Annotated in this window: 15 protein-coding genes; 11 read left to right on the top strand and 4 right to left on the bottom strand. The window is 64.1% G+C overall.

Annotated features, from left to right (window positions below):
• Positions 1–17 precede the first annotated feature (17 nt).
• The 6 genes from A5758_RS01590 to A5758_RS01615 are packed head-to-tail and all read left to right on the top strand — an operon-like array spanning position 18 to position 7,867.
• The gene (locus A5758_RS01590) at positions 18–1,274 is read left to right on the top strand and encodes an MCE family protein (RefSeq protein ID WP_067735533.1); all 1,257 of its coding nucleotides are present in this window, start codon (positions 18–20) and stop codon (positions 1,272–1,274) included.
• Positions 1,271–2,293 (top strand): MCE family protein, encoded by a 1,023-nt coding sequence (locus A5758_RS01595; protein WP_067735535.1) that lies wholly within the window; start codon positions 1,271–1,273, stop codon positions 2,291–2,293. Before A5758_RS01590 ends, A5758_RS01595 begins: the two co-directional genes overlap by 4 nt.
• Positions 2,293–3,411, top strand: coding sequence for an MCE family protein (locus A5758_RS01600; protein WP_067736087.1), 1,119 nt, complete (start codon positions 2,293–2,295; stop codon positions 3,409–3,411). Before A5758_RS01595 ends, A5758_RS01600 begins: the two co-directional genes overlap by 1 nt.
• On the top strand, positions 3,408–4,832 hold the full coding sequence (locus tag A5758_RS01605; protein WP_067735538.1) for an MCE family protein: 1,425 nt from the start codon (positions 3,408–3,410) through the stop codon (positions 4,830–4,832). Before A5758_RS01600 ends, A5758_RS01605 begins: the two co-directional genes overlap by 4 nt.
• The gene (locus A5758_RS01610; protein ID WP_067735541.1) at positions 4,829–6,127 is read left to right on the top strand and encodes an MCE family protein; all 1,299 of its coding nucleotides are present in this window, start codon (positions 4,829–4,831) and stop codon (positions 6,125–6,127) included. The genes A5758_RS01605 and A5758_RS01610 overlap by 4 nt, the downstream gene beginning before the upstream one ends.
• A complete protein-coding gene (locus A5758_RS01615; protein WP_067735544.1) occupies positions 6,128–7,867 on the top strand; it encodes an MCE family protein in 1,740 nt (579 codons plus the stop codon).
• 34 nt (positions 7,868–7,901) lie between these two features.
• Here the strand turns inward: A5758_RS01615 and A5758_RS01620 are convergent, their stop codons facing one another.
• The 3 genes from A5758_RS01620 to A5758_RS01630 form a co-directional block, all read right to left on the bottom strand.
• Complete coding sequence (locus A5758_RS01620) at positions 7,902–8,423, bottom strand: hypothetical protein (RefSeq protein WP_067736090.1); 522 nt, start codon at positions 8,421–8,423, stop codon at positions 7,902–7,904.
• Positions 8,424–8,557: 134 nt separating this feature from the next.
• On the bottom strand, positions 8,558–9,196 hold the full coding sequence (locus tag A5758_RS01625; RefSeq protein WP_067735547.1) for a hypothetical protein: 639 nt from the start codon (positions 9,194–9,196) through the stop codon (positions 8,558–8,560).
• Complete coding sequence (locus A5758_RS01630) at positions 9,193–9,999, bottom strand: hypothetical protein (protein ID WP_067736093.1); 807 nt, start codon at positions 9,997–9,999, stop codon at positions 9,193–9,195. Before A5758_RS01630 ends, A5758_RS01625 begins: the two co-directional genes overlap by 4 nt.
• Positions 10,000–10,215: 216 nt before the next feature.
• On the opposite strand from A5758_RS01630, the gene A5758_RS01635 reads away from it, so the two are divergent.
• A complete protein-coding gene (locus tag A5758_RS01635; RefSeq protein ID WP_197503701.1) occupies positions 10,216–10,599 on the top strand; it encodes a hypothetical protein in 384 nt (127 codons plus the stop codon).
• Between the two features lie 8 nt (positions 10,600–10,607).
• On the opposite strand, the gene A5758_RS01640 is transcribed toward A5758_RS01635, so the two are convergent.
• Positions 10,608–11,210: a TetR/AcrR family transcriptional regulator gene (locus A5758_RS01640; RefSeq protein WP_067735550.1), complete on the bottom strand. Its 603-nt coding sequence runs from the start codon at positions 11,208–11,210 to the stop codon at positions 10,608–10,610.
• Between the two features lie 100 nt (positions 11,211–11,310).
• On the opposite strand from A5758_RS01640, the gene A5758_RS01645 reads away from it, so the two are divergent.
• Genes A5758_RS01645 through A5758_RS01660 form a run of 4 tightly spaced genes read left to right on the top strand, consistent with a single transcriptional unit; the run spans position 11,311 to position 13,818 of the window.
• Positions 11,311–12,096: a hypothetical protein gene (locus A5758_RS01645; RefSeq protein ID WP_067736099.1), complete on the top strand. Its 786-nt coding sequence runs from the start codon at positions 11,311–11,313 to the stop codon at positions 12,094–12,096.
• Complete coding sequence (locus tag A5758_RS01650) at positions 12,093–12,929, top strand: hypothetical protein (RefSeq protein ID WP_067735553.1); 837 nt, start codon at positions 12,093–12,095, stop codon at positions 12,927–12,929. The genes A5758_RS01645 and A5758_RS01650 overlap by 4 nt, the downstream gene beginning before the upstream one ends.
• Positions 12,929–13,525 carry a cytochrome c oxidase subunit 3 family protein gene (locus tag A5758_RS01655; protein ID WP_067735556.1) on the top strand — a complete coding sequence of 199 codons (597 nt, stop codon included), beginning with the start codon at positions 12,929–12,931 and terminating at the stop codon, positions 13,523–13,525. The genes A5758_RS01650 and A5758_RS01655 overlap by 1 nt, the downstream gene beginning before the upstream one ends.
• Entirely contained in the window at positions 13,525–13,818 is a 294-nt protein-coding gene (locus A5758_RS01660; RefSeq protein WP_067736102.1) for a cytochrome C oxidase subunit IV family protein, read from the top strand. Before A5758_RS01655 ends, A5758_RS01660 begins: the two co-directional genes overlap by 1 nt.

The raw sequence follows: 13,818 nt of genomic DNA on the forward strand, positions 1-13,818 counted from the left end.
AAGGAGGTGGAACGGTAGTGACGCAGAGTGTGCCAGCGGGTCGCGCGGCCGCCGGGCGACCTCCGCGCGCCGGCCATGCCCGGCCCGCCGGGCGAAGCTATCTGGCGCCCTTGCTCGGGTTGGCGACTGTCGTCATCATTGGCTTGATTTTCGCCGTGGCAGTGGGTCTGTTTCAGGGCTCCTTCACCGAATCCGTGCCGGTGACCGTGATCTCGCAACGCGCCGGTCTGGTCATGAACCCGGATGCCAAGGTCAAGCTGCGCGGCGTGCAGGTGGGCAAGGTCGCGTCGGTCGAACCGCTGCCCGACGGCCAAGCGGCCATCCACTTGGCGATGGACCCGTCGCAATTGCGCTTCATCCCCGGCAACGTGCTGGTCGACATCGCGTCATCGACGGTATTCGGCGCGAAATCCGTCCTGCTGGTAGAACCGGCGCAACCCTCGGCTCAGCGGCTACACGCCGGCCAGACGCTGCAGGGCCAGCACGTCATGGTCGAAATCAACACGGTGTTCCAGCAGTTGGTGTCTGTCCTGTCGCACATCGACCCGCCGAAGCTCAACGAGTCGCTGGGTGCGCTCGCCCAAGCGTTCAGTGGGCGGGGTCCACAGCTTGGTCAGGCGCTGAGCGACCTGGATTCGTTCTTGGCCAGGCTGGAGCCGAGCCTTCCGGCATTCAGGCATGACCTCTCGGTCTTGCCGGTGGTGTCCAACGCCTACGCCGACGCGGCACCGAACCTTGTCAAGACCGCGGCGAACGCGACCCGGATCAGCAAGACGATCGTCGACGAGCAGCGCAACCTCGATGCATTGCTGATCAGCGCGATCGGCTTGGCCGACATCGGCAACGACGTTTTGTCGACGAACCGCGAACCGCTGACGAACGTGTTGCACCTGCTGGTGCCGACCACCGACCTCACAAACGAGTACCACGAGGTATTCACCTGCGGCTTCGGCGGCATGATCAACGTCGCACACGGTCCGCCGCTGTCGGAACCGAGCATCAACATCTCGGCGAGCCTCACGTGGGGCGGCGAACGTTATCGCTATCCGACGAACCTGCCGAAGGTTGCGGCGACGGGCGGCCCCCAGTGCATGGGTCTGCCGAACCTGCCGTTCAACACGAATCCGAAGCAGCTGATTGCAGATATCGGCGCCAACCCGGCGGGATACGGAAACCCACAGCTGCTGATCAACTCCGACCTCCTCAAACAGCTGTTGTACGGGCCGATCGCCGGCCCGCCACGCAACTCCGCCATGGTTGGAATGCCCGGATGAGAACGCGCGCCACGCTGATCAAGTTCGCCATCTTCGCGGTCGTGATGGCGATGCTGACCGCCTTCCTGTTCTTCATCTTCGGCCAATATCGGACGGGTGCCACGAACGGGTATTCGGCGGTGTTCTCCGACGTGTCGCGGCTCAAGGCGGGGCAGTCGGTACGGGTCGCCGGTATTCGGGTCGGCACCGTCAATAGCGTTTCGCTGCAGCCGGACAAGAAAGTGGTCGTGCAGTTCGACGCCGACCGCAACGTCGTCCTCACCGAGGGCACCAGGGCGGCGGTGCGCTACCTGAACTTGGTGGGCGATCGCTACCTCGAACTCGTCGACGGTCCGGGCTCGACAAAGCACCTGCCGGCCGGCGGTCAGATTCCCGTCAACCGCACAGCGCCGGCGCTCGACCTCGATCTGCTCCTCGGCGGACTGAAACCCGTTACCCAGGGCCTGAATGCGCGTGACGTCAACGCGCTGACATCAGGATTGTTGCAGGTCTTCCAGGGGCAGGGCGGGACTCTCGATTCCCTGTTCGTCAAGACGACGTCGTTTTCAAACGCCTTGGCGGACAACGATCAAACCGTGCGGCAACTGATCGACAACCTCAACATCGTGATCGGCACGATCTCCAAGGACGGCACCAAGTTCTCCGGCGCTATCGATCGCCTCGAGCGGCTTGTCAGCGGGCTGTCAGACGACCGCAACACCATCAGCTCCGCCATCGACGCCCTCGACAGGGGAACCGCCTCGCTGGCGGATCTGCTGAGCAGTGCCCGGCCTTCGCTGTCCGGCACCATCGATCAGCTGAGTCGGCTGGCGCCGATTCTCGACAACGACAAGGACCGCCTCGACGCCGCCATCGGGAAGGCGCCAAGGAACTACCGCAAGCTGGTTCGACTCGGCGTGGCCGGCGCCACCATCCCGTATTACCTGTGCCAGTTGGAGCTTCGTGGCACGGATCTTCAGGGCAAGACGGTGAAGGCTCCCATATTTAGGTCAGACGCTGGAAGGTGCACGGAACCCTGATGCTCAAGTATCGCGGAGCTGGGCTCGTCAAGGCCGGACTCATCGGCGTCGTACTGGCGGTGATGGTCATCCTCGTCGGCCTGTCGCCCGACCGTTTCATTTCGTGGGCGACGATGGTCAGGTACCAGGCGCTGTTTACGGAAGCCGGCGGCCTTGCGACGGGCAACCCCGTGATCGTGTCGGGCGTGAAGGTCGGCACGGTGTCGGATGTGAAGCTGCGCCACGGCGATGCGCTGGTCACGTTCGCGATGAAGGGCAACGTCCTGCTCGGGTCGGAGACGTCCGCGCACATCCGCACCGGCACGCTGTTGGGTGAGCGGATGCTGACGGTGGAGTCCGCGGGCAGCGGCACGATGCATCCGATGGCTCTCATTCCCGTCTCGCGCACGTCGTCGCCGTACTCACTGACGGAAGCGGTCAGCGATTTGACGACCGACACCGCCGGAACCAACACCACGGCGCTGAACCAGTCGTTGGACACTCTGTCGGCGACGCTCGACCAGATCGCCCCGCAGATGGGGCCGGCCTTCGACGCACTCACCCGGTTGTCGCGCAGCCTCAACAGCCGCAACAAGAACCTGGGCGAGCTGTTCAAGAGCGCCGGCGACGTCACCGGGATCCTCTCCGAACGCAGTCAGCAGGTCAACAAGCTCATCCTCAACTCCGACTCGCTGCTCCAAGTGCTGGTGGCGCGGCGACAAGAGATCGTGGACCTCCTGGCGAACACGTCGGCGGTGGCCAAACAGCTGACGGCATTGGTGCACGAAAATGAAAGCAAGTTGGCACCGACGCTGGAGAAGCTGAATTCGGTGAACGCGATGCTGGAGAAGAACCGCGACAACATCGGAAAAGCGCTGCAGGGCCTCAAGAAATTCCAGGTCACGGTCGGTGAGGGCATCTCCAGTATGTACGCTTATCAGGCGTTCGTCCCGAACTTCCTTGTCCCGCAACTCTTCCAACCGATCTTCGACTACCTGTGGGGATTCCGCACCTTCGACACCTCGAAGGGTCCTGGCCACCCGTCGCCGATACCGCGGGCGCTGACGCCCTGGCCGTACAACGGCATCCCGGTGTGCCCCGGGTGCACCTTGGGCGGCAGGATCGGAGGGTCGCAATGATTGCTCGGATTCCCCGCAAAAGGGTGGCCACCCTGGGGGCGGTCGTCCTGGTCTGCCTCATCGCTGCCGGCGCAGCCGTGCTCGTCCGTAACACGTTCTTCGGCCCGAAGACGATCACCGCCTACTTCACCACGGCCACCGCGATCTATCCCAATGACGAGGTGCGGGTGTCGGGTGTCAAAGTCGGCAACATCAAATCCATTCAGCCGCAAGGCACACAGGCCAAGATGACCCTCAAGGTCGACCGCGATGTACCCATTCCGGCCGACGCAAAGGCGGTGATCGTCGCCTCGAACCTGGTGTCCGCCCGCTACGTCCAACTCTCGCCCGCGTATCGAGACACTGGGCCGGTCATGCGCGACGGGGCAGTCATACCGGTCGAACGGACCGCGGTGCCGGTCGAGTGGGACGAGGTCAAAGCCCAGTTGATGCGGCTGGCAACGGATTTGGGGCCCAAAAGTGGGGTATCGGGCACGTCGGTGGGCCGGTTCATCGACAGCGCCGCGAATGCGCTCGACGGCAACGGCGACAAGCTGCGGCAAACCCTCGGTCAGCTGTCCGGGGTGGGCCGCATCCTCGCCAACGGTAGCGGCAACATCGTCGACATCATCAAGAACCTGCAGACCTTCGTCGGTGCGCTGCGCGACAGCAACGTGCAGATCGTGCAGTTCAACGACCGCCTGGCCACCCTCACCAGCGTGGTCGACGACAGCAAGTCCGAGCTGGACGCGGCGCTGACCGATCTGTCGACGGCGGTCGGCGAGGTGCAGCGTTTCATCGCCGGGACACGCAACCAGACCAGTGAGCAGATTGCCCGGCTGGCCGACGTGACGCAGAACCTAGTCGATCACCACATGGATCTGGAAAACATCCTGCACGCAGCGCCGAACGCGCTCGGCAACTTCTTCAACGACTACAACGCCGATACCGGAACCATCGTGGGCGGGTTCGGGATCATGAACTTCGCGAACCCGACGTGGGGCGGTCAGCTACTGCTGTCCTTCCCGGGTTGCGACCAAATCGGCGCGATCGAGAACGTCACCGCGGTTGAATCGGGGAAGCTGTGTGCCCTGTTCCTCGGACCCGGCCTGCGACTGCTGAACTTCAACAATCTGCCGATCCCCATCAATATCTTCCTGCAGAAGTCGATAGATCCCTCCAAGATCCTCTACACCGAACCGCGGCTGGCGCCCGGCGGCGAGGGCCCGAAACCCGGACCACCCGAGATCCCGCCCGCGGTGTCGGCCTACACCGGCTTGCCCGGCGATCCGGTTGGACCGCCGGGGGCGGTGCCGCCGGCACGGATTCCGGGCGCAGCGATGCCGCTGCCGCCCCCGCCGTCCACCCCGATGCCACCACCGCCCCCGGCGGAACCGAGTCTGTCAAACATGCTGCTGCCGGGCGAAGGGCCGCAACAATGATCGCCCGGGTAGCGGCGCGGCGGGTGTTGGCCATCGGCTGTTGCGTGGCGGTGACGTCGACGGGATGCGCATTCCACGGCCTGAATTCGCTACCGCTGCCCGGCGCGGTCGGACGCGGGCCGGGAGCCACCATTTACCACGTCGAACTCCCGAATGTCGGTACGATGGAGTCGAATTCGCCGGTGATGATCGACGATGTCGTAGTCGGCAGTGTCGGCGCGATGAAGGTGCACGGCTGGCACGCCGACGTCGAGATCTCGGTGAAGCGCGATGTCGTCGTGCCGGCCAACGTGGTAGCCACGGTCGGCCAGACCAGCCTGCTGGGGTCGATGCATGTGGAGCTCAACACGCCGCTCGGCCAGCCGGGAAGCGGACGGTTGCAGCCGGGCGCCACCATCCCGCTCAGTCGGTCATCGGCCTATCCGTCGACAGAGCAGACGCTTTCGTCGCTGGGAGCGGTCGTCAATGGCGGGGGGCTGGGACAGATCGGGGAGATCATCCACAATTTCTCCGCCGCCCTGTCCGGGCGAGAGGGCGCAGTACGTGACCTGATCACTCGCCTCGACACGTTCGTCGGAACGCTGGACGATCAGCGGGACAACCTCGTCGACTCCATCCAGGCGCTGAACCGGCTTGCCGGCACATTCGCCGACCAGCGCGACGTTCTCACCCAGGCGCTGCAGAAGATTCCGCCCGCTCTCGATGTGCTGATCAAGGAGCGCCCACGGCTCACTGCCGCCCTGGACAAACTTCGCGTCTTCAGCAACACCGCCACCCGGTTGATCAACGACTCGCAGGCCGACCTGGTCAAGAATCTGGAAAACCTGGAGCCGACGATAAAGGCGCTCTCCGACGTCGGGCCGGAGCTGGGCATGGCGATCGCGGCCGCATTCGTGTTCCCGTTCACCCAGAACTTCGTCGACCGAGCGGTCCGGGGCGACTACTTCAACCTGCACGTCGATTTGGACCTGTCGATTCCGCGGCTCAAGCGAGGACTGATGCTGGGAACCCACTGGGGGCAGCTGGACCAGCCGTTGGTACCGGCGCCCGGGGACCCGTATTACCTGCAATACACCCACGATCCGATGCATGACCCCGTGAGGCCACCGTGGGTCGACCCGGCGAGCCTTCCGCCGCTGCCCGGACCTCCGCCGGGCGCGGCCCCGCTGCCCGGGCCTCCGCCGGCTGCGGCCCCGTTGCCCGGGCCTCCGCCTGGTGCGGCACCGACGCCTGACGCTGGTCTTGCTCAAACGGCACCCCCCGCAGAGGCGCCTGCGACGGGAGCGGGTGGATAGATGCTGACTCGCTTCGTTCGGATCCAGCTGGCGGTCTTCGCGATCGCCGGGACCATTGGCGTGATCGCGATGGTCCTCTTCTACGTCCAAGCGCCGACCCTGCTGGGCATCGGACGGATGACGGTGACGCTGGAGCTGCCGGCCACCGGCGGCCTGTACCGGTTTTCCAACGTGACCTACCGTGGGGTTCAGCTCGGTAAGGTCACCTCGGTGGGCCTGACGCCGACCGGCGCGAAAGCGACACTGTCGCTTAGCACTTCACCGAAGGTTCCCGCGGACCTGACAGCGGAGGTGCTCAGTGTCTCCGCGGTGGGTGAACAGTACGTGGACTTGCGGCCCAAAACCGATTCGCCGCCCTACCTGCACGACGGTTCGGTAATCTCCGTGCGCGACAGCAGGATTCCGCAGCCGGTCGGGCCGATGCTCGACCAGCTCAACGCCTTGGTCCAAAGCATCCCGAAGACGAAACTCGGCCAACTGCTCGACGAGTCCTTCCAGGGCTTCAACGGCACCGGTTACGACCTGGGATCCCTGATCGATTCATCACAGACATTGTCCCGCGATGCCAATGGCGTAGTCGATCGCACCCGAGCCCTGACCGAAGACACCGGGCCGCTACTGGACACCCAGGCGCAGACCACCGATTCGATCAGGACGTGGGCACGTAGCCTCGCCGGCATCTCGGATGTGCTGGTGAACAACGATTCTCACTTCCGGACCATCCTGCAAAACGGCCCTGAGGCTGCCAACGAAGCGTCCCGGCTGCTCGAACAAGTCAAACCGACGCTGCCGGTGCTGCTTGCCAACCTGACCACCATCGGGCAGATCGGCGTCACCTACCACCCCTCCCTGGAGCAGCTGCTGGTGTTGCTGCCGTCTGCGGTTGCTATCGAGCAGGCCGCCGCGGCGCCGAACCATCCCGAGGGAACGGCCCAGGGCGACTTCGCACTCACGATCGACGATCCGCCAATTTGCACGGTCGGGTTCATGCCACCCAACACGTGGCGATCCCCGGACGACCTCACCGACATCGACACACCGGACGGGTTGTATTGCAAACTCCCGCAGGATTCACCGATCGGGGTTCGCGGTGCCCGCAACTACCCCTGCATGGGCCACCCGGGCAAGCGCGCACCCACCGTCGAAATCTGCAACAGCGACAAACCGTACATGCCGCTGGCGATGCGTCAGCACGTCCTCGGTCCCTATCCGCTGGATCCGAATCTGCTCTCCCAGGGCGTCCCACCCGACGACCGGATCACCTCCAACGACAGGATTTTCGGCCCCGTGGAGGGAACGCCGTTGCCGCCGGGGGCGGTGCCGCGCGGTACACCGGCGGGGCCGCGGGGAGAGAATCCACCACCGGGGACGGTTGGGGCGGCGGTACCGCCCGTGCCGTCGTCGGGACCACCTCCGCTGGCGCCCATGTCGAGAATGTCGGCTGACCTTCCGCCCATAGCGCCGCTCGACGTCCCTGCGACCGGCGAACTTCCCCCGCCACCCGCCGCACCCACTCCTCCCGACGCTGCACCGCCCGCCGACGCGGCCGGCGGCGGAGGGCCGCAGGCTGCGCCAAGCTCATTCGGTGGTGGAGCGGGCAAGCCGGTGCCGTCCGTCACCATCGCCCGGTACGACCCGCATACGGGCCGTTATGTCGGTCCGGACGGGAAGTTGTACCAGCAGTCGGATCTCGTTGCCCCGAAAGCGCCCAAGACGTGGCAGGACATGCTTCCCACCTGAGGCTTGCCGGGGAAGTAAAGCTACGAACGTCCGGTCAGCTCAGCTTGTCCAGGCGCAGCGGCATCGCGATATCAAGCCACTGGTTTTGGCCGCAGGCACCGGACGGGCCGATCGTCTTGTCCTTTCCGGAGTAGGTCGACGACCCGAGTTGATATCCGCCGTACTCGTTGACCGGATAGAAATAGAAGGTCTGCTGTCCGGGGAATGCGGTACCGTCCTCGCACCGCTCCCAGTTGGGCACTTCGCGTTTGACCTTCCACATCTCCCCGTCATTCATATAGACAGGCGCGCTCCATCCCTGGTCGCTGGTCACCGTGCCGTGGCATTCCTGAAAGGTGACGCACGTCGAGCTGATCGTCCATGTCTGAACGACCGTCGGCTCGCCGAAGTACTGGTCATTCCTCTGGGCCCAATCGCCGATGGACGTGGCGCGGAACGTCCCGTTCACGGCCACTTCTTCCTTGGTTGTCGCCCGCGCAATGGATGCCGTGCCCACACCACCGACTACGGTGGCAGCGACCAGCGTTGCGGTGGTGAGTGTTCGAACTGATCGCATCAGGTGCTCCTCGATCCGCTTCAACTAACCGCCGTTATTAATGCGGTATCAACATTGCTTGCGGCTTTTCGTGCAATGAGATTAACACCGCTTCGGCTCCGACAAAATGGCGATCGAACCAAAATGGAAAGCGGTCACGACAGCGGATCCAACTCCGAGATCAGCCAGGAACCCTTGACTTTCGTCAACGTCACCCGGGCGCCGTTCCCGGTTGTCTGCGGTTCTGGCTTTTCCTTGCTTGTGGCGGTCTGGTTGATGAACACCAGCACCACAGCTGAATTCGGGTGCAACTCCATAACAGCGGCCCGAACCACCTTGGCTGTCGCCGTGACGCGCTTCTGCTGTGCCAGCGCGGCGATCTGTTCGGTGAACTTGGTGTAGTAGGCGAGAAAATTACCGGTGAGATATGACTTCGCCTTGCTGAAATCGCGGTTCAGGTTGTCGGGAGCGTACGACAGCACCGCCACGGAACCCTCTGATGCCGCCTGGATAGCCCGGTGCGCCGCCGCGTCGCCGACCTGTTGATCCGGCCGGTAGAGATGGAAGTACGCACCCGCGGCGACGCCCATCGCGCTAACGACCAACACGGTCGCAACCATCGAACGCCACCTCGCCACACACCGGCGGATCCAGCGCTTGATCGTGACCGGTCCGTTGGTGCGAGCCGGTCCCGGGGAAGCGGGCGGTCCCGTGCTCTCGTCGGCGGGCGGAGTTTCCACGCCGTCAATCGCTGTATCGGTGCTTTCCAGCGGCGAGCCAGGCTCGACAGTCATGACAGGAAATCAACTTTCGACATCTTGAGCTGGCCGCCCGCGCGGTCCATCTTGACGCTGAGCCGAAATAAGGCCGGTGGCGGTTTGGCGTTATCCGGCCCAGTGGCATCGGTTTTCGCCGCCACGAGCACGACTCCCGAATTGTCGCCCAACGACTCGACGGCGACGGCTTCCACGGTGACCTTGCTGCCGACCCTCGTATCCTCTGCCTTCTTGACCATGAGGAGTGACATCGCCGACAGTTGGCTGTTGAGGTCGCCGGTCGAGGCATCGACCATGCGCTGGACATCCCTCTTGGCATGATCGGGGTCAATGGACATCAGCGCCGTGACCCCTTGCCGGGCTGCGGCAGTGAACTCCGCCGCGAGCCGTTGTTTGTGCACGATGGCGCGGTGCTGGGACACCATGTAACCGCTCGCCGCGAGGGAAGCGGACGCGAGCGCGATGCCGACGCCGACGGCTACGGTCTTCCGCCTAGGGCGTCGCAGCCACCGCGGCCGCCTGGGACGCCGCGGCAACCGTAGTCGGGGCCGGGTCGACTTTGCGGGCCGCTGCTCGGCATCTTGGGAAGCGGCGTGGTCGTCCGCGTCCCCGGGTTCGGCTGCCCCACGCAGCCTGGACAGGCGTGCCCGAGCCGCCTCGGCGCGCGCTTCAGCCTTGGCAACTTCGTCTTCTGGGTCGGCGTCCGAGACGGAACCTATCGCTCCGTAGGCGACCCCTGAGCGCGACTGTGTTCCTTCGGGATCGGTCGCGTCCGCCGGTTCATCACACTGGTCGGCGTCGGGCCCCTCCGGATCGTGCACGGAGAAGCAGCTTATCACTTCGGCCCGGCCTCAACTGCGTCATCGGCCGCCGCCATGGTGCCTCCCACATGCGGAAATGCGCGTTTGCCGGGGAGCGGGACGGCGCCCCGCCGGGGCGGCCCGGCGCCGACGCTGTTCGGTCCGGGTGATCTTCTCCAACCAGGAGAATTTTCTTTTCAGGTGTGGCAAAGTGATCGGGTGCGATTCCTCGTGGCGATGGCTGCCGCGTTGGTCGGCGCCGGTGTGCTGGCGGCGCCGCCGTCCTCGGCCGGGCCGACTGTTTGTGACTACCCCGCCTGCACCCCGGGCATCATGCCGCATCAGGTTCTAGGGGCGCCGTGTGACAACACCACCTACTACGCCTTCGGTGTCGCCGACGGTTACGTTTCGTTCGCCTCGGAGCCCGGACGTCTGATGTTCTGCGGCTCGCCGAGGAAATACCAGCCGCGTTGGTTCCGGTCACCTCCGATGGCGGGAGTCAAGGACGAAGGCTCCGACTGCCAGAATTACCAGAACTACGTCGCGCAGGCGCCCGATGGCCTGTTCCTGATCTGTTTTGCCCACGACGGTGTTATGACTTGGATCCGCGCCGACACGTAGTGCGCTGGTCAGTCGGGGGCTTCCCGGGGCAGACCTAGCAGGCGCCGGCTCAAGTCGGTAACCCTGGCGAGCAATGTGCCGTCGTCGATGTCGGCAACCAGCGGATGCATGACAGCGGTGGCGAGCGCGCCGGAGAACATGGCCGCCTCGATCCGCCCGTCCAGACCCGCATCGCTCAGCAGCACCCGGTACAGGCGGTCCATGAAGAGCTGAAACGGCTTGTGCTCGGCCAGCAATCGAACGACCACGGGATCGAATTGCAGCGTGCGCACCAACCGGCGGTCGCGAACGGCCATCTCAATCACACGTACCAACAAGGCATCTCGCGCTTGAGTCCCGTCGCCGTATGCTTCGGCCTCCTCGAGTGCCGGCTCGAGCCGGCCGAGCTCGCGCTCGGTCACGGCGATGACGATCTGCTCTTTGGTCCGGAATTGGTGGTAGACCGCGGCTTTCGTTATACCGACGGCGTCCGCGATCATCTGCAGCGACGTAGCGCTGACACCGTGTGTGGCGAACAGATCCAACGCGGCATCGAGTACTCGCGTCCGGGCCGCGCTGTGCTCGATCAGCCAGAATTGTCCACCGGTGACCGGCCGCCTTGCTGTTCCCACGCACCGAGACTAGACGACGCTATTGACCCGAAGCTAGCCGATCGGCTAGCTTCGCTGACTAGCCCTAAAGGTGACGGATCTCGTGCGGGAGGGAGCGCTGATGTCCGACGTCGACGGTGGCGATGCACAAGGCGGGGGGTTGACGCGGGCCGCGCTGCGCCGGACCGACGGCGAGCTGATCCTGCTCTGGACGTTGCCAGTGGCGCTGCTCCTATGGATCGCCTCGTTTTTCCTGTTTCCGGGCTTCAATCCGCCGATGTCACCCACGATGCCGGCGGAACAGGTTGCCGCGTTTTATCGCGATCCGGCGCACCTCCCGGAGATCCGGTACAGCATGATCCTGTTCAACTGGTTCGGCGTGTGCCTGGTGCCGATCCTGGCTCTGATCGTCCTGCAGATCCGCCGAATGGCCCATCGCACACCGATCTTCTCCTACGCGATGCTGGGTTGCGTGGCCGGCGGCCCGACTCTTTTCCTCGTCGCGAACGTCTGCTGGTTGCTGGCCGCCTTCCGCCCGGGACGCAGCCCGGAGCTGACCCAGCTACTCAATGATTTCGGCTGGATGACCTTCACCATCCTGGTCCCGTTCTTGATCGGGCAAAGCGTAATCCTCGCCCTCGCAATCTACTTCGACGATCAACCGCGTCCGGTCTTCAACCGCTGGGTGGCCCACTTCAACCTGCTGGTGGCGGTCGCGCTGGTGCCCGCGGCCTTCGTCGGTATCTCACTGACCGGCCCGCTGGCGTGGGACGGCTTCCTGTCCTTCTGGGTGAAAAACGTTGCCATTGCGGTCTGGATCGTGGTGATGGGCGTGGTGTTGGGGCAAGCCATCTATCGGGAACGCGCCGAAAACCCAGGGCATCCAGATGAACTGGTCAACGCGTGAGCAGCGTGACCGCGCCGCCGAAGTCTCCGGCGCCGCCGCCCCACGGCCTACCGCATCAACGAATCGCATGGCATCTGCGGCACAATCCCAAGCGCGAACTCTGGTTGGCGTGGTGGACGATGATCGTGTTCTACAACGTCTTCTTCCCGATGTTCTTCATCGTGGCGCAAGTCCAGCCGCCACCGCAGCCCACATGGGACCTCGCGACGCAGGTCCACTGGTTCTCTGAACGCCACCTCGGCATACCTTTTGGCTTCGGCGTCATCTTCGCCATCAGCGGCATGATCGCGATCAACAATGCCCTCATGGCGTACTCGATGCGACGTATGTCCGTCAGCCGCGCGTTCGGCTATTCGTATCTGATCATCTATTCGCTCAGTGCGGTTCCCGGGATGCTCCTGCTCTGCATCGCGTTGATCGTCGGGACCCTTCGACCGGAGCGTGACCCCGAAGCGATCGGATGGCTCTACGACTTCGCCTTCTTGTCCTTCGACGGGACCATGGGGGTGTTCCTGATCGGCTCGCTGATCTGGATGGTCGCAATTCTGCTCGACAAGAATCGGGTGTTCCCCAAGTGGTTCGGCTATCTCAACCTATGCAACGCGCTGACCGAGGTTGTCGTGTCACCGTGCTGGATCTTCCAGCGGGGTGTGTTGGCCTGGAATGGTCAGATAGCCTGGTGGTTGGACATGGTCGTGTTCGGCGTCTACCAGGTCACCTTCATTGTCATGCTCTTTCAAATGATCCGCCGCGAGGACTTCGGCACCGGGCCGCTGCCCGAGCTGCCGGGGACACGGAAAGCCGGGCACGCCGGTGTCAGGGCCGCGGCCTGATGTCTGAACTCAGGGAAGCGACCCAAGGTGCCCGATTCGTGCCGGGTCAACCCGACATGTGGGCCTTCGTGTTGTTCGAAACACTGGTGTTCACCGGATATTTCGGCTTCTACCTGTTCTACCGCGCCCGTAGCCCCGAGCTCTTCCTGCACGCGCAAGCCCACCTCGACCTACGCGTCGGGGTTGTCAACACCCTTGTCTTGCTGCTGAGCTCCTGGTCGGTGGCGCGTTGTGTCCAGTCGGCGCGGGCCGGCGCCCACCGCGCGGCGTTGCGAGAGGTGTTCATCACGGCCGCATTCGCCGCGGTTTTCCTCTTCTTCAAGGTCTTCGAGTGGGCCCGCTTGGTGCGCATGGGCAATGGATTGGAAAGCAACGACTTCTTCACCTACTACTTTTTTCTCACCGGTATCCACTTCGTGCACTTGCTGATCGGCTTCGTCGCCCTCGGCGTCATCGTCTACCAGCTTCGTGAAAAGGCACGAAAGACCCATGAGTCAACCGAATCTCAGCGGCTCGTCGAGACCTGCGCTACCTATTGGCACACCGTTGATTTCCTGTGGGTGTTGATTTTTGCGCTGCTCTACGTGGTGAGGTGATCGGAATCAAATTCAACAAACGACTGCTGGCGGTGTGGACGATCCTGGCGGCCCTCACCCTCGGCTACCTGTGGATAGACCACTCCGCGGGAGGCCGGGGCGGCGCGCTGAAGTCCAGTGCGGTGGTCACGTCGAGCGTCATCGTGATCGCACTTGTCAAGGTGCGCATCATCTTTCGTGAGTTCATGGAGGTGCGAAACGCTCCGGTGCTGCTGTGCCGGCTTACCGACGGGTGGGTCGTGCTGATGGCCGCCGCCCTGCTCGGCTGCTACTTCGTCGGCATGACGCTTTGA

This window comes from Mycobacterium sp. 852014-50255_SCH5639931, from assembly GCF_001665605.1.
Lineage (GTDB): Bacteria > Actinomycetota > Actinomycetes > Mycobacteriales > Mycobacteriaceae > Mycobacterium > Mycobacterium paraffinicum.